At 61.0% G+C, this 18115-nt stretch carries 19 protein-coding genes; 11 read left to right on the plus strand and 8 right to left on the minus strand.

Going from position 1 to position 18115, the window contains the following annotated elements; genetic code table 11:
- The first annotated feature begins 53 nt into the window (after positions 1–53).
- Genes Q1A20_RS15355 through Q1A20_RS15365 form a run of 3 tightly spaced genes read left to right on the plus strand, consistent with a single transcriptional unit; the run spans position 54 to position 3432 of the window.
- Positions 54–854: a BtpA/SgcQ family protein gene (locus Q1A20_RS15355; protein WP_299917456.1), complete on the plus strand. Its 801-nt coding sequence runs from the start codon at positions 54–56 to the stop codon at positions 852–854.
- The gene (locus Q1A20_RS15360; protein WP_299917458.1) at positions 851–1945 is read left to right on the plus strand and encodes a M20/M25/M40 family metallo-hydrolase; all 1095 of its coding nucleotides are present in this window, start codon (positions 851–853) and stop codon (positions 1943–1945) included. Before Q1A20_RS15355 ends, Q1A20_RS15360 begins: the two co-directional genes overlap by 4 nt.
- Positions 1945–3432 carry an FGGY-family carbohydrate kinase gene (locus Q1A20_RS15365; protein ID WP_299917461.1) on the plus strand — a complete coding sequence of 496 codons (1488 nt, stop codon included), beginning with the start codon at positions 1945–1947 and terminating at the stop codon, positions 3430–3432. Before Q1A20_RS15360 ends, Q1A20_RS15365 begins: the two co-directional genes overlap by 1 nt.
- Here Q1A20_RS15365 and Q1A20_RS15370 read toward each other — a convergent pair.
- From Q1A20_RS15370 to Q1A20_RS15380, 3 genes are all read right to left on the minus strand, one after another.
- Positions 3425–4339 (minus strand): carbohydrate ABC transporter permease, encoded by a 915-nt coding sequence (locus Q1A20_RS15370; protein ID WP_299917464.1) that lies wholly within the window; start codon positions 4337–4339, stop codon positions 3425–3427. The two genes, Q1A20_RS15365 and Q1A20_RS15370, sit on opposite strands and share 8 nt — an antisense overlap.
- Complete coding sequence (locus tag Q1A20_RS15375) at positions 4336–5439, minus strand: carbohydrate ABC transporter permease (protein WP_299405664.1); 1104 nt, start codon at positions 5437–5439, stop codon at positions 4336–4338. The genes Q1A20_RS15370 and Q1A20_RS15375 overlap by 4 nt, the downstream gene beginning before the upstream one ends.
- Positions 5440–5554: 115 nt before the next feature.
- On the minus strand, positions 5555–7213 hold the full coding sequence (locus Q1A20_RS15380) for a substrate-binding domain-containing protein (RefSeq protein ID WP_298970653.1): 1659 nt from the start codon (positions 7211–7213) through the stop codon (positions 5555–5557).
- A gap of 219 nt (positions 7214–7432) precedes the next feature.
- Here Q1A20_RS15380 and Q1A20_RS15385 point away from each other — a divergent pair, with 219 nt between their 5' ends.
- The 4 genes from Q1A20_RS15385 to rbsK are packed head-to-tail and all read left to right on the plus strand — an operon-like array spanning position 7433 to position 10682.
- Entirely contained in the window at positions 7433–8479 is a 1047-nt protein-coding gene (locus Q1A20_RS15385) for an ABC transporter ATP-binding protein (RefSeq protein WP_298970655.1), read from the plus strand.
- Between the two features lie 3 nt (positions 8480–8482).
- Positions 8483–9304, plus strand: a complete 822-nt coding sequence (locus Q1A20_RS15390) for a hypothetical protein (protein WP_298970656.1) — start codon at positions 8483–8485, stop codon at positions 9302–9304.
- Between the two features lie 16 nt (positions 9305–9320).
- The gene (locus tag Q1A20_RS15395; protein WP_299917469.1) at positions 9321–9770 is read left to right on the plus strand and encodes an RbsD/FucU domain-containing protein; all 450 of its coding nucleotides are present in this window, start codon (positions 9321–9323) and stop codon (positions 9768–9770) included.
- A 3-nt stretch (positions 9771–9773) separates the two neighbouring features.
- Positions 9774–10682 (plus strand): ribokinase, encoded by a 909-nt coding sequence (gene rbsK, locus Q1A20_RS15400; protein WP_299917472.1) that lies wholly within the window; start codon positions 9774–9776, stop codon positions 10680–10682.
- A gap of 11 nt (positions 10683–10693) precedes the next feature.
- Here rbsK and Q1A20_RS15405 read toward each other — a convergent pair whose 3' ends face one another.
- Entirely contained in the window at positions 10694–11302 is a 609-nt protein-coding gene (locus tag Q1A20_RS15405) for a TetR/AcrR family transcriptional regulator (protein ID WP_298970662.1), read from the minus strand.
- A 186-nt stretch (positions 11303–11488) separates the two neighbouring features.
- Between Q1A20_RS15405 and Q1A20_RS15410 the strand changes: the two genes are divergently transcribed.
- From Q1A20_RS15410 to Q1A20_RS15420, 3 genes are all read left to right on the plus strand, one after another.
- A complete protein-coding gene (locus Q1A20_RS15410) occupies positions 11489–12433 on the plus strand; it encodes a homocysteine S-methyltransferase family protein (protein WP_299917475.1) in 945 nt (314 codons plus the stop codon).
- 34 nt (positions 12434–12467) lie between these two features.
- On the plus strand, positions 12468–12641 hold the full coding sequence (locus Q1A20_RS15415; RefSeq protein ID WP_299405651.1) for a hypothetical protein: 174 nt from the start codon (positions 12468–12470) through the stop codon (positions 12639–12641).
- Between the two features lie 62 nt (positions 12642–12703).
- Positions 12704–13303 carry a GNAT family N-acetyltransferase gene (locus tag Q1A20_RS15420; protein WP_299405648.1) on the plus strand — a complete coding sequence of 200 codons (600 nt, stop codon included), beginning with the start codon at positions 12704–12706 and terminating at the stop codon, positions 13301–13303.
- 59 nt (positions 13304–13362) lie between these two features.
- Here the strand turns inward: Q1A20_RS15420 and modC are convergent, their stop codons facing one another.
- Genes modC through modA form a run of 3 tightly spaced genes read right to left on the minus strand, consistent with a single transcriptional unit; the run spans position 13363 to position 16021 of the window.
- On the minus strand, positions 13363–14463 hold the full coding sequence (gene modC, locus Q1A20_RS15425) for a molybdenum ABC transporter ATP-binding protein (protein ID WP_299405645.1): 1101 nt from the start codon (positions 14461–14463) through the stop codon (positions 13363–13365).
- Complete coding sequence (gene modB, locus Q1A20_RS15430; protein ID WP_299405643.1) at positions 14460–15155, minus strand: molybdate ABC transporter permease subunit; 696 nt, start codon at positions 15153–15155, stop codon at positions 14460–14462. The genes modC and modB overlap by 4 nt, the downstream gene beginning before the upstream one ends.
- A complete protein-coding gene (modA, locus tag Q1A20_RS15435; protein WP_299405640.1) occupies positions 15152–16021 on the minus strand; it encodes a molybdate ABC transporter substrate-binding protein in 870 nt (289 codons plus the stop codon). The genes modB and modA overlap by 4 nt, the downstream gene beginning before the upstream one ends.
- 160 nt (positions 16022–16181) lie before the next feature.
- Here modA and Q1A20_RS15440 point away from each other — a divergent pair, with 160 nt between their 5' ends.
- A complete protein-coding gene (locus Q1A20_RS15440; RefSeq protein WP_299405638.1) occupies positions 16182–16850 on the plus strand; it encodes a DNA-3-methyladenine glycosylase I in 669 nt (222 codons plus the stop codon).
- Here Q1A20_RS15440 and arsJ read toward each other — a convergent pair.
- Positions 16847–18115 (minus strand): organoarsenical effux MFS transporter ArsJ, encoded by a 1269-nt coding sequence (gene arsJ / locus Q1A20_RS15445; protein WP_299406611.1) that lies wholly within the window; start codon positions 18113–18115, stop codon positions 16847–16849. The genes Q1A20_RS15440 and arsJ overlap by 4 nt on opposite strands.

Genomic DNA, 18115 nt, shown 5'->3' on the forward strand with positions numbered 1-18115 from the left:
TTTGCGTGAACAGGTCACAAAACCTAAGCTGAAACAGGAAAAGGGGAGCGGGAATGACAGCACGGTTCAGGGCGGTATTTGCCCAGGAAAAACCGGTGATCGGGATGGTGCATCTGGGGGCTTTGCCGGGGGCGCCGCTCTATGACCCGTCCGTTGATCTGGTGGCCGCCGCGCGGGCCGATCTGCGCAGCCTGCAGGCCGCAGGGTTCGACGCGGTGATGTTCGGCAATGAAAACGATCGGCCTTACGAATTCGAGGTTGATGCCGCGTCGACGGCCATGATGGCCTATGTCATCGGTCAGCTGCGCGGCGACATCACGGTACCTTTCGGCGTCAACATGCTCTGGGATCCGATGGCCAGCGTGGCGGTGGGCGCGGCAACCGGTGCTGCATTCGTGCGCGAAATCTTCACCGGCACCTATGCGTCCGATATGGGGGTCTGGTCGCCGGATGCCGGGCAGGCCCTGCGCTACCGCGCCCGGTTGGGGCGGTCCGACATGGCGATGCTCTTCAACGTATCCGCCGAATTTGCGCATTCGCTCGATGCACGTCCTTTGCCGGATCGTGCCCGCTCAGCGGTTTTCTCATCCATCCCCGACGCGGTGCTAGTGTCGGGGCAGATCACCGGCGAGGCCGCGACGCTCGGTGATCTGGAGGCCGTCAAGGCGGCGCTGCCGGGCACGCCGGTGATGGCCAATACCGGTGTCAAACACGATACGGTTGCGGATGTTCTGCGCATCGCAGATGGCTGTATCGTGGGATCGTCGCTCAAGGTTGATGGAGATACCTGGAACGCGGTCGATCCGGACCGGGCGGCTGATTTCATGGCGCGGGTCCGGGCGGCGCGCGGATGAAAGAACGGATCAGACAGGATCTTCTGACCTTGATGCAGGTGCCGGGTCTTTCCGGGTACGAGGATCGCGTGCGCCGGGCCATTCGCGCAAGCTTGGATGACATCGGCATCGCCAGCGAAACCGATGTGCTGGGCAATCTGGTCGCCACATTCGAGGGGACGGGTCCGTCGGTCATGCTTTTTACGCATATGGACCAATTGGGGTTCGTCGTGCGGCGGATCGAGGCCGATGGCTTGATCCGGTTGGAACGGCTCGGCGGGGTGCCGGAGCGCGCCCTCGCAGCGCAAGAGGTGTTGATCTGCGTGGGCGAGGGGCGCGATGTGCCGGGCATCATTGCCAACAAGAGCCACCACGCCACGACGCCCGACGAAAAGTACAAGGTTCTGCCCTATGCGGAAGTCTTCGTCGATGCCGGTTTTACCGCGCGGGCGGATGTCGAGGCGGCGGGTATTCGGATCGGCACCCCCGTTGTCTATGCGCCGCGCGCGCTGGCCATGGGGCCAGACAGGATCTGCGGTACAAGCGTCGATGATCGCGCAGGCTGCGCTGTGCTTCTGGAGGTCGCGCGCAGTCTGCAGCGCCGAAAAAATGGACCGCCGGTGCATCTGGCGTTTACCGTGCAGGAGGAATTCAACCTGCGCGGTGCGCAACCTCTGGCGCAGCAATTGCAGCCCGATATCGCCATCCAGATCGACCTGATGCTGGCAAGCGACACCCCCGATATGGCGGCGCGGGGTGACATGGTCCTGGGCGGCGGGCCGGGGATGAGCCTCTATTCCTTTCACGGGCGCGGCACGCTCAATGGCGTGATCCCGCATCCGGCGATGGTTCGACTGATCGAGGAAGCGGCAGAGGCCGCCGATCTGACCCTGCAACACAGCGCGCAGGTGGGCGTGCTGACGGATCTGTCCTACGTGCAATTGGTGGGCAAGGGCGTGGCCGCCATCGATCTGGGTTTTCCCATGCGCTATTCGCATTCCGCCCGCGAGCTGTGTGACCTCAATGATCTGGTGGGGTTGACCCACCTGCTGACCACGGCGCTTGCTCGTATTGGTCCGGATTTCTCATTGAACCGGGATGAGGTGACTTGATGAGCTACACATTGGGCATCGACATCGGCACCTATGAAACCAAGGGGATTCTGGTCGGCCACGACGGGCGCGTCGTTGCACAGGCCGCACGGGGTCACAAGATGCTGGTGCCGCAGGCAGGCTGGGCGGAGCACCAACCCGAAGAAGACTGGTGGGGCGATTTCGTCTTTGTCTGCCGAGCGATTTTAAAGGAAAGCGGCGTGGCGGCAGCGGAGATCAAAGCCGTCGCCTGCAGCGCCATCGGCCCCTGCATGTTGCCGGTGGACAGCAGCGGCGGACCGCTGATGAACGGAGTTCTCTACGGCGTGGATGGCCGGGCGGCAACGGAGGTGCGGGAGTTGACGGACCGCATCGGCGCAGAGACGATCATTGCGCGCTGCGGCAATGCGCTGACCTCGCAATCGGTGGGGCCGAAAATCCTCTGGCTCAAACGGCACCGGCCCGAGATCTATGCCAAAACGGCGCATATCCTGACCTCCACCAGCTTTCTGGTGCAGCGGCTGACCGGTGAAGTGGTGATTGATCACTATACGGCCGCCAATTTCTCGCCGCTCTATGATGTGGCGACGCAATCCTGGGTGGATGATCTGGCGGATGACATCCTCCCGCTGGACAAACTGCCCCGGCTGCTGTGGTCCGATGAAGTCGCGGGCCACATCACCGCCACCGCGGCGGAGCAGACCGGCTTGGCTGTCGGCACCCCGGTCACCGCGGGCACCATCGACGCTGCGGCTGAGGCGCTTTCGGTGGGTGTGGATCAGCCCGGCGATATGATGATGATGTATGGCTCGACCATCTTCATCATCCTGCGCGCGGCCAAGCCAGTCAGCGATCCGCGCATCTGGTACGCGCCCTGGCTCTTTGCAGGCGAGCATGCGTCCATGGCCGGGCTGGCGACCTCGGGCACGCTGACCCATTGGTTCCGCGATCACATGGCGCGCGATCTCGATGCCGCTAAGGCTTTTCCGGCCTTGGCCGAGGAGGCGTCATCGTCCCCGCCGGGCGCAAATGGGCTGCTTTTGCTACCCTATTTCTCGGGCGAGCGGACGCCAATCCACGACATGGATGCAAAGGGGGCTCTCTTTGGCCTGAACCTCACGCATACGCGCGGCGATATGTACCGGGCGCTGATCGAGGGGATCGCCTATGGGACGCGCCATGTGACAGATACCTTCGCGGAACTGGGGCAAAAACCGACCCGTTTGTTGGCCGTTGGGGGCGGTACGAAAAACCGGCTCTGGCTGCAGGCCACCTCTGATATCACCGGGATCGATCAGGTGGTTTGCGACAAAACCATCGGGGCCAGCTATGGCGATGCTTTCATGGCGGCGCTGGCGATTGGCGCGGTGACGCGCGGAGATATCGCAGGTTGGAACCCGGTGTCGGAGGTTATCGAGGCGCGACCTGACGCCGCCTACGAAAAGAACTTCGCGCTGTTCCGACGCCTCTATGAACAGACCAAGGACATCGCGGCAGCGCTTACTTGACCGCGCCGGCGGCCATGCCTTTGATGATGTATTTTTCGAGGAAGATGGCCACCACAACCAGCGGTAGGATGGCCGCAGAGGATAGCGCCGCCATGGACCACCAGTTGATGCCTTGAGAGCCGGTTTGAGAGGCCACCATGACGGGCAGGGTTTTTGCGTCCGTGGAGGTCAGCAGGGCGGCGAAGAAATACTCGTTCCAGCAGAGCACGAGGCTCAGGATGAAGGCCGCGACCATGCCGGGCAGGGCGATGGGCAGCACGATCTGGATAAAGGCCCCCCATATGCCCAAGCCGTCCACCAAAGCCGCCTCTTCCAACTCCACGGGGATGCCCTGAAACTGATCGCGCATGATCCAGATGACGATGGGCAGGACCATAAGCGTGTAGAGCAGGATCAGACCTACACGGCTGTCGAGCAGAGCGAGGGATTTGTAGAGCACGAGGAACGGCAGAGCCAAGACCACAGGCGGCAGGATCATCTGGCTGAGAAAGAAGAATGAGATGTCGGAATTGCGCATGAAGCCGAAACGGTAATTGAACCGCGACAGCCCATAAGCGGCAAGCGATCCAAGGATCACTGCAAGCGTCGAGGCGGAGACCGCGACAATGGCGGAATTCCAGAAACGTTTGAGGAATTCCTCGCGCACGGTGGAAACCTCGCCAATGAGGCGCGGGGAAAGCCCGAGGCTTTCCCAGCCTTTCCATTTTGGCGTGAAATCCCACCAGGGGATCATATTACCGCGCATCACGTCGGGGGCCAGTTTGAAAGAGGTGGTGATCGTCCAGAAGATCGGAAAGAGGCAAATGACCGCCCAGGTGATCAGGGCGGCATAGATGGCAATGCGGCTGGTCCACCATTTGACCTGCACCTTGCGGTCGGCCTCGTGGTCTTTGAATACGGCACTCATGCCGGACGCTCCATCCAGCGGCTGACGAGCTTCAGCAGGGCGGTGATGAAGAGGACGATCAGCACCAGATAGACCATCGCCAGCAATGTGCCGTAGCCCACGTTGGAGCGGTCGCGATATTCGCGGAAAATGAAGCTGGTCACACTATCGGTGGCCCCGCCCGGGCCGCCGGAGGTCACGTTGATGATGATGTCCGCCAGCTTCAGTTTGAAGATGATCCGGATCACGATGGCGGTGACGGAGACCGGCAGCATCAGCGGGAAAATGACTTCCTTGAAGCTCTGCCAGCCGGTGGCGCCATCGACCTTGCTGGCTTCGATCACTTCACGGGGCAGGGCCTGTAGCCCGGCCAGCAGCATGATCATCATGAAGGGGATGAACGTCCAGGCATCCATGGCCATGATCATGAAACGCGCCATTTCGGGCGTGCCAAAGAAGCTTGGCTCGAACCCCAACTCGCGCACCAGCCGCGACACTGGGCCAAAGCGCACCTCCAACATGGACTTACCGACCATCCAGCTCACGGCCACTGGGCTGAGCATTAGCGGCAGCAGAAACACCACGCGGAAGAACTTGCGCGCCCGGATTTGCGCATTGAGCAGCAGGGCGAGGCCAAAGGCGATCACATATTCCACACCGACGGCGAGCACGTAATAGACCATGTTTTTCAGCGCGTTCCAGTAGAAGGCGTCACCCCACATCTGGCGCATGTTGTCCCAGCCGTTGGGCTGGGGCCCGTTCAGGGAGGCGAGGTTCCAGTCGGTGAACGACACATAGAGCGCAAAGAGCAAAGGGAAGACGACCAGGCTTATGACAAAGAGCGCAGCGGGCAGTACGAAAAGCGTGCGCTTGCCCTTTTCGCCATTCACGATCACCTGGGCCGCACAAAGCGCCGTGGCCCAGAGCAGGTAGGCGAAAAGTACCGGTCGCCACGTATTGAAACCAACAATGGAGCGATCGGTGTCATACATGAACTGCATCGCGGCCATCACGCAAAAGAGCATGCCTGCGCCCCAGACCATCGCCCGGCCGACGCGCCTGCGGGTGTCGGTGATCGTGTCCGCTGTGACGGTGTGCAGGAGGTCGCCTTCGGTACTCATCACATGACTGTAGCGAGCCAGATGGAGGCTGTTAACCCTGAAATTTCGATGCGAAAACCGGAAAATACAAAGGACGCGACACTTCCATGCCGCGCCCTGATTTAGATTGAGGATGTTACAGCCCGAGCGACGCCTTATAGAGCGCAATCTGGCTGTCCCGGCCGATCTGGTCGGTGATCTTCTCCCAGGCCGCCGCGATCGCATCCGCGGTTTCTTGAGCCGAACCGTATTGACCGGCGTACCCTTTGGCCAGCTCATCTTCGGCAACGGAATAGTATTGGAAGATGCCCGGAATACGGGGTTCAATCGCCGCATTCGGGTGATTGTAGCTGTCGGCGTTCGACGACAGGTAATCCTCCACGAAGGCACGGTCATAGCCCGCCTCTTCCCACTCGTCATATTGGAAGTGAGAGTTGCGATAGGGTTGGAACCCGGAGGGATAGGCGGAGGCCCAGAGCGACAGGTCCTTGCCACCCAGATGGGCCGCCGCCGACCATGCGGCCTTCTTCTTTTTCTCGTCGCCGTCCACCGTGGCCATGACGTAGATGCCCCAGCCGATGTAGGCGTTGTTGGGCGAAACGTTGGGCGTCTCTTCCCAGGCACCGGTTTGCGAATTCCACACCTTCGCCGAGCCGGGGTTGATGTCGAACCCGACCACATCGCCGACCACCGAAGTATCAGATGTGCGCGCGGAGGAGCCCACGTCACCCCACCAGTTCAGCATCCCGCCGGTGCCCGCCAGGAACTGCTGGAAGGCGGTGGTGCCGGGGTCGGCGTTGATCTGATCGGCGGGGTAGGCATCGGCTGCGATCAGGTCCATCACATCCTGAATGGCCTGCACAAAGGCTGGGTTGTTCACACGCGGCTTCATCGTGTCGGGATCGAACAGCCAAGCCGGATCATCCGGGTGCTTGGCATAGGGGGCTGCCCGGTTTTCGAGGAAATAGAAGCCAAAGCCGCCCCAACCTTTGAGCGGATCAAGATAACCGTGGGCATCCAGTCCGGTCAGCGGATCGGTCTTGCCCACGAGGAATTTGGACTGCGCGTTGACCTCTTCCCAAGTGGTCGGCTGTGCCCAGGGCGTGGTGTTGCCCGCATCGGCCCAAGCCTGCGCGAATTCCTCGTTTTCGTAGTAGTCCTTACGATACGCAAACGTATGGGTGTCGCCGTCGATGGAGACGCGATAGGTCTTGCCGTCCCAAGTGCCCACCGGCGCCTTGAGGTAATCAACATAGTCATCCATGTCGATCTGATCTTTGACCCAATCGGGCATTTCGGAAGCCATGCCGCGCCCCAGCACGTCACCCTCAAAAGGTGCGCCCATCTCGATGATGTCAAAATCGACGGTGCCGGTGGCAATCGATTGCTGCAGCCGCGCGTTATAGTCGGCCTGTGCCAGATCGATCCAGTTGATCTTGGCCCCCGTGTAGGCCTCCCAGGGCTTCAGGAATCCGCGAAATAGGAAGTTGTGCAGGTTCTGGTTGTTGAGCCCCATGAAGGTCAGCTCAACCCCGGCAAACTCACCTTCCGCGACGTTCTCTTTGGTCGCGCCGAGGCACATCTCACCCACTTTTTGCCAATCGCTGTCGGTGGGCGAACCGGCGCCAACACCGGGGATTTTCAGGATTTCGGCGCGCACATTGCCGTGCCCGTCCGCATAAGCCGCAGCCTTGGGCATCATCGCAACGGCCCCCACCGCCGCGGTGCCTTTCAACATCTGGCGACGGTTTATTTTCTGCGCCGCTTTTATATAATTATAAAGGTCTACTTTCATTTCCATCCTCCCGGGACTTGGTGATACATTTCGTCCTTGGGGTGATGGCCGGGCGCAATTATGTCGGTGTGTTTTTGATTGTCGCGCCGCATGATCCCCCCCTTAGAGCCATCACTATGGTCGAGAATTACGTTAAGTCAACAAAGCTGTAAGCCGGGCGTGGACAAGGCAAATTCCTTTCTCTAGCATCGAAATTCGAACTCGGGGGGAGTGTTGCGAATGGCCGGCGTCAAAATTCAGGATATCCGAAAATCCTATGGGGCGACCGAAGTCATTCACGGTGTGAACGTCGATATTGCGGATGGTGAATTCGTTGCTCTGGTGGGGCCATCGGGGTGCGGGAAATCCACCTTGCTGCGGATGATTGCCGGGCTGGAGCCGATCAACGGCGGGACCATCGCCATTGGCGAGCGGGTGGTGAACAACCTGCCGCCCGCCCAGCGTGACATCGCGATGGTGTTCCAGACCTATGCGCTTTACCCGCATAAATCCGTGGCCGAAAACATGGGGTTTGCGCTGAAGGTCGCAAAGGCGGATCGCGCCGAAATCGCAAGACGTGTGCAGGAGGCGGCGGAGATCCTGAGCCTGACGGAATATCTCGACCGCAAACCCCGGCATCTGTCGGGCGGGCAGCGTCAGCGCGTTGCGATGGGGCGGGCCATCGTGCGCGACCCGCAGGTGTTTCTGTTTGACGAGCCGCTCTCGAACCTTGACGCCAAGCTGCGCATTCAGATGCGCACCGAGATCAAGGAATTGCACCAGCGTCTGAAAACCACCACGGTTTTTGTGACCCACGATCAGATCGAAGCCATGACGCTGGCAGATCGCATCGTGGTCATGCAGGCGGGCGTCATCGAGCAGATCGGCACCCCGCTGGAGCTATATGACAACCCGGCCAATGAATTTGTCGCCACCTTCATCGGGGCGCCCTCGATGAACCTGCTGAACGCTACGTTTGACGGCGCGTCGGTGGATTTGTCCGGCCACAAGGTGCCGCTCGCGGGGATCTCTCACAAGGGTGCGGTGCGCCTTGGCGTGCGCCCCGAACACCTCAATCTGGTGCAGGAGGGCGCGGGCATTCCGATGGAGGTGAAGGTGGTGGAACCCACCGGATCGGAGACCATGGTTTTCCTGCGGTTCGAGGGGCAGGACATCACCGCCGTCTTCCGCGAACGTCATGCTTTTGCGCCGGGCCAGGTTGTTCATCTGGCGCCCGATCCCGATCACCTGCATTGCTTTGACGCGACCACCGGCCAAAGGATTTGAGCCATGCGCGGCTTCGTCCAGTTTGCGACGTCGCTGCCAGGGGCCATGCTGCTGACCGGGTTTCTGATGGAACGTTTCGGCGTTCTGCAGGTCTTCGAACAGCTTGCGCTGCAATTTCAGAAAGTCAGCGCGGATTTCTGGGTGCTGGTCTTTTGGGTCGTACCGTTTCGCATCGATTATGACCCCAATATCCTGTCGACCTATACGCTGCTGATCGTGCCCGTGATCTTTGAAGCTTGTCGCGGCAAGCTGATTTATGAATACGCGGCCAAGGACTGGTACTACTACTTCGCGGGGCTTGCAGCCGTCGCACTGGTGGTCACCGGATATGAGGCTTGGGGGTTCTTTGCAGGGATCTATCAGGCCTTCGGGCTGATCCTTCTGACCGTGCTCACAATCTTTGTGCTCTACCTGCCGGTGAACCTCATCTGGCTGGCGTGCTTCGGTCTCATGGGCATGTTTGTGGTGAACCAGTTTCTCTCCTTCATCTTTGGCGTGATCCTGATCGTTTTCTGGTTTCTGGATGCCAGCCTGGCCGATGTGGTGCTGAACAGCGGACTGCCCGGATGGATCAAGGGGCCCATTGCCAACATGATCAACCTCTACAGTTGGAGCACGCTTGCCTCCTTCTTCTTCGCGCTCTTTACCTTGATGGTTCTGGCCGCCGCCCCCTTGACCAAAGCCCCCCTTTTCGTGGTGGCCTGGGTTGCGGTCTTTTTTGCCGCGAGCTGGTTTGACACCCATGTGCGCCCTGTGCTCAATGACTATCTGAACGGGCTGTCCTCGGCGCAAATCATCCGACCGGACGACGCACCCGTCACATGATTTGAAAGGACGCCACATGCTCAAAGGAATAGACCCGATCTTGAATGCGGATGTGCTTTATGCGCTGCGGGCGATGGGGCATGGCGACGATTTGATCATCGCAGACACCAACTTCCCATCCGACAGCGTGGCACGCGAGACGGTGCTGGGGGAGGTGCTGCGCATTGACCGTCCGGCGGCAGAGGTGGTGCGGGCGGTGCTGTCTGTCTATCCGGTCGATACCTTCGTCGATGACGCGGCGGCTCGGATGGAAGTGGTCGGCGAGCCGGACACCATCCTGCCGGTGATGGAGGAAGTGCAGGCCGAAGTCAGCGCAGTTGAGGGTCCCACGATGCTGGGCATCGAGCGGTTTGCTTTTTATGACCGCGCCAAACAGGCCTATGCCGTCATTCAGACCGGCGAGCGGCGGTTTTATGGCTGTTTTGCCCTACGCAAAGGCGTCGTGCCCCCGGATACGGAGAGCTGATTGATGGGAAAGGTTGTCATTCTCGGCGTCTTCGTCGCAGATACCGCCTACCGTGCGGACCGCATGCCCCGCATGGGCGAAACGATCCTGGGCAATAGCTTTGCGCTGGGGCCCGGGGGCAAGGGATCCAATCAGGCGGTGGCCTGTGCGCGGATCGGCGCGGACACGCATATGATCTCGAAACTTGGTCAGGATGATTTTGCCAAACTGGCGCTCGACACCTGGGCGGGCGCCGGCGTTGTGCCGCATGTGGAGCAGGTCAGCGACAGCTATACGGGTGCCGCCTATATCTTCATTGAAGAGAGCACAGGGGACAATGCGATCATCATCGCGCCAGGCGCTGCGGCGCTCATCAGCGCGGAGGATATCGATGCGCAGGCCGATCTGATCCGGGGTGCGGATGTTTTCGTAACCCAATTGGAGCAACCGATGGCCGCCGCCCTACGCGCCCTTGAGATTGCCAAGGCAGCGGGTGTCACGACCATTTTGAACCCGGCCCCTGCGGCCCCCTTGCCCGATGGGATGCTGGCGCTCTGCGACTACTTCACGCCAAACGAGACCGAATGCGAAGCCCTGACCGGGATCACGGTGGAGACCGAAGAGGATGCCACCCGCGCCGCCAAAGCCTTGCGCGACCTTGGCGTCGCAAAACCCATCATTACGATGGGTGAGAAGGGGGTGTTTCTGGACGGGCACGGGTTGGTGCCAGCCATCAAGGCCGGTGCCGTGATCGAGACAACCGGAGCCGGGGACGCCTTCAACGGCGGCTTTGCGGCGGCGCTGGCCGAAGGACAATCCGCACTCGACGCGGTCAGGATCGGATGTGCCACAGCCGGGATTTCGGTGACGCGCGCGGGCACAGCACCCTCGATGCCGGATCGGGCGGAGGTCGACGCGCTGCTCAAATCCTGATCGCGGCGCGGCTATCCCAGAAACAACAGGCGAATATAGGTGCGCAGATGCATGATCTGTGACGACACCGTGCGCGGCTCGCCCAGGGCGCGTTCCAGCACCAGCCCGCCTTCGACGACACTCGATACCATGTCGCCAAGCGCATCCATGTTCACCTCAACACGGAGCGGGTGAGCCTCGGCAATCTCTTCGAACATGCCGCGAAATCTTTTGCGCCATCCCAGAATGGCCTGGCGGTTCAACTCCCGGACGCCTGCATCAAAGAGACGGTCCTGATAGGTGGTCGACGCGATCACACAGCCGGGGTGCCCGTTCGGCATATCATCCAGCAGCTCCGCCAGCAGTTTGAGACCGATCAGCATCGCGTGCAGCGGATCATCATGCAGCTGGCGCGCCCGGTCGAAGAGGTCGTTATAAAGCTTATCCTCGTTTTCGATGTAGCGTTCGATCATCGCCCGGGCGAGTTCGTTCTTGTCCTTGAAGTGGTAGAAAAATCCGCTTCGGGAAATCTCTGCCGCTGCTGCAATCTCCTCAATCGACGTGGCCTCGAACCCTTTCGCCAGGACAGCGCTTTCCGCGATATCGAGGATGAGGGATTTTGTTTCCTGCTTTGCGCTCATGTCACCCTCCTAAGTGTACCGCGAGTCCAGTTGACATCGCTTATCCGGTGAAACCCATGATTCAGTTACGCTAACCGATTGTGTTTTATTCATAAAAAAATTCTGCCGCGATGCACCACGCGTTCACTGTCCATGATGCAACCCGCTCGGCTACATCAGTCGTATTGCAAAAAATGGAGTTTGAAAATGCGATTGGAAAAATTTGCAAACACGTCCCGGTTCTATCTGTCTGACGGCGGGTTGGAGACGTATATGATTTTTGAGAAAGGGTTCGACCTGCCGTGCTTCTCTGCGGCAAGTCTGCTCGACGATGCGCGGGGACGCGCGGAACTGACCGCCTACGCCAAGCGGTACATCGATCTGGCGCGCGAAACCGGGCGCGGTTTTGTGCTCGATACGCCCACATGGCGGGCGGGTGCGGCCTGGGCCGATGCGCTGGGGATGAGCCTTGAAGAGATCATCACTCTCAACGCGCGCGCGGTTGATTTCATGCGGGTGATCCGGGACCGGCATGAAACCTCTCGCTTGCCGATCCTTCTGAACGGTGTCGTGGGGCCGGGGGGCGATGCCTATACCACCGAAACCCAGTTTCAGGCGGAAGACGCGCGGGAGCTGCACAGCACCCAGATAACTGCGCTGTCAGATGCAGGCGTGGATATGATCAGTGCGATGACCCTGACCCATGCGGGCGAGGCTGCGGGCATTGCGTTGGCAGCGCGTGACAACAGCGTGCCGGTCGTCATTTCCTTCACCCTGGAAACGGACGGACATCTGCCGTCCGGTCAGCCCTTGCCCGAAGCCATTGCCGAAGTGGACGCGATCACACATGCGGGGCCGCTTTATTATATGATCAACTGCGCTCATCCGGATCATTTCCGCGATGCGATGGATGGCACAGCGGATTGGGCGGCGCGGATTGGCGGCTTGCGCGCCAATGCCTCCCGGATGAGCCACGCGGAGCTTGATGCCAGCGAGACCCTGGATGCGGGCGATCCCGAAGAGTTGGGCGCGCTGAATGGCGAGCTGCTCAGCATTCTGCCCAACCTCAAGGTTATCGGCGGGTGCTGTGGCACAGATCACAGACACGTCGGCTGCATTGCCGCACAACGCCGGAAAATGAGCGCGGCCTGAACGCGTTCAACGATTATTTTTAAGAGGAAAAACCATGTTAAAGATCAACATTCTCACCGCAATTGCATTCATCGCCTACGCCAGCACAACCGTGGCCGGGGGTGACAAACCCTGTGTCGACAGCCATGCGCCTGCCGGTCATGCGCTGCAGGCCAATGATGCGGACATCGCGAAGATACGCGACAGCGCTGATTATTTCGAAGACTGAATAAGGCACGTTTTAGGCACGCGGCCCTGGGCGGGTCGCGTGCGGCATTTAAGGAGTAAACCATGTTGGACAATCTGACCCAAAACCCGGAACCCGCAACCCAGGATGACGCGGCGCGCCTGGCCGAATTGATCGTCATCGCGGGCGATGGCCTGCCGCTCGTGGTGTGGGAGGGCATGCGTCAGGGGGATGAAAGCCTGATGGATATTGGCGCGGCGCGCGCGGCACGGGAAACAGGTGGGTTTTCCTTCCGCAATGCGGATGTCATCCGCGATGAGGGCGAGGTGATCTCGGCGCTTGTCTCCTATCCTCTGACCGAAAAGACATCCCAGTCGGATCTGGCAACAGTGCCTGAGCTCTTCAAGCCTTTGGTGAAAATGGAAAACCTTGTGGTACCGAGCTGGTATGTGAATGTTCTGGCGACGGTCAAGGCGGCGCGGCGCAGGGGGGCGGGCACGGCGCTTTTGAGCGCTGCCGAGACCAGGGCCCATGCGGGTGGATACCAGCACCTGAGCCTGATCACAGGGGATATTAACCCCGCGCGGTCGCTCTATGAAAGCTTCGGATTTCGGGTGGTGGCGCAGGAAAGCATCGTCAAAGAGGGATGGGACTACGCAGGCGAAAACTGGCTGCTCTATGTCAAGGACCTTGGGGCTGTCTGAGGCGCCATCCTTGCTTTCAGGGCGCCGTGGCGGTGCCCTGAAGGCATGGCGGTGCAGGATCACACTGGCTTTTGCGGCAGCTCTCCGATGGCATCGCGTGCAACCGATACCGCTTTGAGCACGGCAAAGACCTGTCGCCCCGGCGCCAGCCCCAAGGCCTGCGCGGACCGTCGCGTGACCCGCGCCAGAATAAGCGCATTGCCAAAGGACAATTGAACCATCGCGCCGGGACCCGCGCCCAAACGCACCTCCCGCACGGTCACCTCTAATATATTGAGCGCGGAAATCCCCTGCGGGCGCTCCGTCGCTAGCATCACGTCCTGCGCTTCGATCCAGACGCGCAGGGGCGTGCCGGGGGCCTGGCTTACCCTTGGCAACAAGAGCGATGCGCCCTCTGCCTCCAACGTCGACAGACCATCGTTGTGATGCTCTTTGACGCGCGCCTCCACCATGGCGCCCGCGGAACGCACTCCAAGCGGGGTGACGGCGGGATCGCTCAGAACATCGGCGGCGGGCCCTTGGCGCGTCACGCGCCCCCCGTCAAGCGCCACGATCGTTGTTGCGATCCGGGCGACCTCGGCTGCGGCGTGGCTGACATAGAGGATCGGCACCGACACCTCATCGCGCATCCGCTCGAAATAGGGCAGGATTTCTGCCTTGCGCTGCTCATCCAGCGCGGCCAGCGGTTCGTCTGCCAGGATCAGTTTCGGGCTGGCCAGAAGGGCGCGACCAATGGCAACGCGCTGCTTCTCTCCGCCCGAGAGCGCGGCAGGCCTGCGGCTGAGCAGGTGCTCGATCCCCAACATCTCGACAATCCGATCCATGTCTTCTCGCGGCGCAGATTTGGGGGCGAACCACCGACCATAGGCGAGGTTCTGGCGCACGCTGAGATGTGGAAACAGCCGCGCGTCCTGAAAGATATAGCCCAGCCTGCGTTTGTGAGGGGGCGTCCATTGTCTCTCGGCGCTGTCAAAAAGCACCCAGTCTTGGGACGCAATCCGGCCCTCTCGCGGTCTCAAGAGGCCCGCCACCGCGTCTACAATGGTTGATTTGCCCGCCCCGGATCGCCCGAAAAGCACGGTGATGCCGGCAGGGGCCTCAAACGCCACATCCACATCAAACCCGTCGAATTCGTGCGCGAAGGCGACGGAAAGCGTCATATACCCCCCACCTTGGCAGCAGCCCGTCGGGCCAGCCATTCCGACAACAGCAGTGCGCTCATCGCGACAACGACAGAGACAATGACCAGCCGCCAGGCGGAGGCTTCGCCGCCCGGCACCTGCAGGAAGGCATAGATCGCCGAAGGCACGGTCTGGGTCTGCCCCGGAATGTTGGAAACAAAGGTGATGGTGGCGCCAAACTCGCCCATGGCCTTGGCAAAGGCGAGGATCGCACCGGCGATGATGCCGGGCAGGATCAGGGGCAGGGTGATCGTTAGAAACACCCAGGGGCGTGATGCCCCTAGCGTGCCTGCGGCCTGTTCCAGTTTCGGATCAACTGCCTCGATGGACAGGCGCATCGCGCGCACCATCAATGGAAAGGCCATGACAGCCGCCGCCAGCGCAGCGCCGGTCCAGCGAAAGGCAAAGACCACGCCAAAGCTTTCCAGAAAACCGCCGATGGGCCCTTGGGTGCCGAAGGTGGTGAGCAGCAGATAGCCGGTGACCACCGGCGGCAGGATCAGGGGCAGATGCACCAGACCGTTGACGATCTGTTTGCCGGGAAACTCGCGGCGTGCAAGCAGGTAGGCAACCCAGAGCCCGAGCGGCAAGCTCAGCAAGGTCGCCCAGAATGACACTTTGAGCGAGAGCGCAACCGCGCGCCATTCCTCAGGACCCAGCCAATCCGTCACGCGGGCGGCTCCAGAACCACGAACCCCTGGGCTTCGAAAACCGACGTGGCGGCTTCGCTGCGCAGATGCTCGATAAACTGATCGACCGGGGCAGACCCGTGGCCCGCCACAGCGGCAACCGGGTAGCGGATATCGGGGTGGCTCGCGGCGGGGAAGCTTGCAATCACGCTGACCCGTGGTTCGGCCTTTGCGTCCGTTGCGTAGACGATGCCAAAAGGCGCCTCGCCGGTGGCCACCAGCGCCAGCGCCGCGCGCGCATTATCCGTCTGCGCAATCTGTGCGGAGAGGACCTCCCAAACCCCGAGGTGTTCCAGGGCCGCCTTGCCGTAGATCCCGGCGGGCACGGCCTCGACCAGCGCCATGGCAATGCGATCTTGCTGAAGCCGCGGCATCAGGGCGGTCGCCTGCAGGTCAACCGGCGGTGATGTGTTGCCATGGGCGATCAGGACAAGCTGATTGCCCAGAAGGTCAAAGCGGCTGTCATTGTCGATGGCTTGCGCCTCTTGCAGCCAGTCCATCCAATCCGCACTGGCAGAAATGAAGACATCCGCCGGTGCGCCCAGCGATATCTGCCGCGCCAGCACCGGCGTGCCCGCATAAGATATGGCAACCTCATGCCCGGTCTCACGTTCAAACCCTTGCGCCACTTCATCCAGCGCGGTTTTCAGGCTGGCGGCGGCAAAAACCGTGACATCCCCTGCTGATGCAGTGGTTGCAGCGACCCCTCCAAAGCTGACGATCACCCCCAGACTGATACCACGCAGCGCGCTTGCCCAGCCCGGCACAACAGGCGCGCCGTCTGTTTTCTGCTTGCGCAACCACAGGCGGTGATCCCTCACCGCTATGAACCCGAATTCGAAACTCATACCTGACACCCTCTTGCACGCGCCGCGATGTTTCAAGGCTTTGCCCGCTCAAGCCGTTGAAAAGGAGGTGCGATTTTCGCACAACCGGTTGTGACACAATCATTCTGTTTCGCAAGCGCGGGCCGGGGTAAACTCGTGACCTGAACCAAAGGAGGTGAGGATGCGGACATTGGACGATATTCTGGCAATCAGTGTCGGGCGCAAAGGGTCCGTCGAGGCCATATTTGACGGGTTTACGCCCGCAAAATCGCGCGCTGAACTGCAGGCCACGCCAGATGATCGCTGGCTGGCGGCGATGACGCGCGCGATCTTCAACGCGGGTTTCAACTGGAAGGTCGTCGACGCGATGTGGCCGGGGTTTGAGACGGCCTTCAAGGGGTTTGAGCCTGGCCCCTGTTCGATGATGGACGATGTGTGGTTTGACGCCTTGATCACCAACACGGATATCGTGCGCCACGGGCCGAAAATCCGGGCAGTGCAGGAAAATGCCGTGTTCGTCCGAGCAGAGGCGGAGGCTCACGGCAGTTTTGGTGCTTTTATCGGCAATTGGCCGGTTGAGGATTTCGCCGGTCTGCTCGCACATCTGAAAACAAATGGCACGCGGCTCGGGGGCACAACGGGGCAGTATTTTCTGCGGTTCATGGGGGTGGATGGCTACATCTTGTCCCGCGATGTGGTTGCCCGGTTGATTGCCGAGGGCGTGATCGACAAACCGCCCACCTCAAAAGGCGCGATGAAAGCGGTGCAGGCGGCGTTTGCCGACTGGCATCAAACTTCGGGTCGATCTTTGAAGGAGATCAGCCGGATTTTGGCCACCAGCACGGGTTAGCCGCGTTCTGGTGTGAGGGGCGCGGCAGCGACGGGCTGCAGGCGCGCGGCGCCCAGCGTGCTGAGGATCAAGAGCAGAGCGGCGGTGCCAAGGCATAGGGGCAGCCCGCCGATCTGATAGCTCAGACCTGAAAGCACCGTACCCAACAGGCGCCCTGCCGCGTTCGCCATGTAGTAAAACCCCACATCCATCGTGACCCGCTCGCCCGAACTGAACGCCAGGATCAGATAGGAATGCAGGGCTGAGTTGATGGCAAAGAGCCCGCCAAACACCAGCAACCCGGCGATGATGGTCAGGGTCAGCCACCCCGCAGGTTCAGGCGTGACATAGACCAGGGCAGCAAGCAGCGCGGGGATCGCAATCAGGCTCGCGCCCCAATGTCGGGCGCTTTTGATGATCTCCGCCTCGTCCCGGGCGCGCGCTTTGAGGAGCCTTGGGGCTGCGGCCTGCACCGCGCCGTAGAGGATGATCCACAGCGCCATAAAACTGCCAATGGTGAAAAACGCCGCCCGGTTTCCGGCCTCTGACCCATCGGAGAGAACCGCGTAGAAATAGATCGGAATGCCGACCACGAACCACACGTCCCGGGCGGCAAAGAGGAAAACGCGGGCAAAGCTCAGCCAGTTGACGTTGGCGTTCTTGGAGAAGACTTCGCGGAACTTCGCGTCTTTGCGCCCAACGGGCAGGCCGCCGGGCATTTTTGCGACGATGGCGACAAGGATCAGCGCCAGGATGGCAGCCATGCCCAGCACAGCAGTTTTAAGCCCGACCAGCCCCAGCAGCACCGCACCGATCAGAAAGCCGAAGCCCTTGACCGCATTCTTCGACCCGGTCAGAAGCGCGACCCAGCGAAAGAGACCGCCTTGCTCAGCCGGGGCCAGCAGCTTCACGGCGGATTTGGCGCTCATCTTCGCAAGGTCCTTGGCCACGCCCGATGCGCCCTGCACGGCCATCACGAAGACCACCGAGGCGGCGACCGTCCACGACGGGTCCAACTGCGCCAGCGCCACCAAGGCCGCGACCTGCAAGGCCAACCCCGCATAAAGCGTCGAGGTCAGCCCGAAGCGCGCGGCAATCCATCCCGCGCTCAGGTTGGTAACCACGCCCGCGACCTCATAAAGCACAAAGAGATAGGCCAGTTGCACCGGCGAGAAGCCCAGCGTGTGAAAGTGCAGCAGCACCAGCATGCGCAGCGCCCCATCCGTGAGCATGAACGCCCAATAGGCCGCCGTGACGGCGACGTAAGCAGCCCCGGCGCGTTCCAT

This window comes from uncultured Roseobacter sp., assembly GCF_947501835.1.
Classification (GTDB): Bacteria; Pseudomonadota; Alphaproteobacteria; order Rhodobacterales; family Rhodobacteraceae; genus Roseobacter.

Coding starts and splice junctions, on each gene's coding strand:
- modA (WP_299405640.1), bottom strand. CDS start 16,021: ATGAGTTTCGAATTCGGGTTCATAGCGGTGAGGGATCACCGCCTGTGG.
- arsJ (WP_299406611.1), bottom strand. CDS start 18,115: ATGGAACGCGCCGGGGCTGCTTACGTCGCCGTCACGGCGGCCTATTGG.
- Q1A20_RS15415 (WP_299405651.1), top strand. CDS start 12,468: ATGTTAAAGATCAACATTCTCACCGCAATTGCATTCATCGCCTACGCC.
- Q1A20_RS15370 (WP_299917464.1), bottom strand. CDS start 4,339: ATGAGTGCCGTATTCAAAGACCACGAGGCCGACCGCAAGGTGCAGGTC.
- Q1A20_RS15390 (WP_298970656.1), top strand. CDS start 8,483: ATGCGCGGCTTCGTCCAGTTTGCGACGTCGCTGCCAGGGGCCATGCTG.
- Q1A20_RS15380 (WP_298970653.1), bottom strand. CDS start 7,213: ATGAAAGTAGACCTTTATAATTATATAAAAGCGGCGCAGAAAATAAAC.
- Q1A20_RS15420 (WP_299405648.1), top strand. CDS start 12,704: ATGTTGGACAATCTGACCCAAAACCCGGAACCCGCAACCCAGGATGAC.
- Q1A20_RS15385 (WP_298970655.1), top strand. CDS start 7,433: ATGGCCGGCGTCAAAATTCAGGATATCCGAAAATCCTATGGGGCGACC.
- modC (WP_299405645.1), bottom strand. CDS start 14,463: ATGACGCTTTCCGTCGCCTTCGCGCACGAATTCGACGGGTTTGATGTG.
- Q1A20_RS15375 (WP_299405664.1), bottom strand. CDS start 5,439: ATGAGTACCGAAGGCGACCTCCTGCACACCGTCACAGCGGACACGATC.
- Q1A20_RS15360 (WP_299917458.1), top strand. CDS start 851: ATGAAAGAACGGATCAGACAGGATCTTCTGACCTTGATGCAGGTGCCG.
- Q1A20_RS15405 (WP_298970662.1), bottom strand. CDS start 11,302: ATGAGCGCAAAGCAGGAAACAAAATCCCTCATCCTCGATATCGCGGAA.
- Q1A20_RS15410 (WP_299917475.1), top strand. CDS start 11,489: ATGCGATTGGAAAAATTTGCAAACACGTCCCGGTTCTATCTGTCTGAC.
- Q1A20_RS15395 (WP_299917469.1), top strand. CDS start 9,321: ATGCTCAAAGGAATAGACCCGATCTTGAATGCGGATGTGCTTTATGCG.
- Q1A20_RS15365 (WP_299917461.1), top strand. CDS start 1,945: ATGAGCTACACATTGGGCATCGACATCGGCACCTATGAAACCAAGGGG.
- Q1A20_RS15355 (WP_299917456.1), top strand. CDS start 54: ATGACAGCACGGTTCAGGGCGGTATTTGCCCAGGAAAAACCGGTGATC.
- rbsK (WP_299917472.1), top strand. CDS start 9,774: ATGGGAAAGGTTGTCATTCTCGGCGTCTTCGTCGCAGATACCGCCTAC.
- Q1A20_RS15440 (WP_299405638.1), top strand. CDS start 16,182: ATGCGGACATTGGACGATATTCTGGCAATCAGTGTCGGGCGCAAAGGG.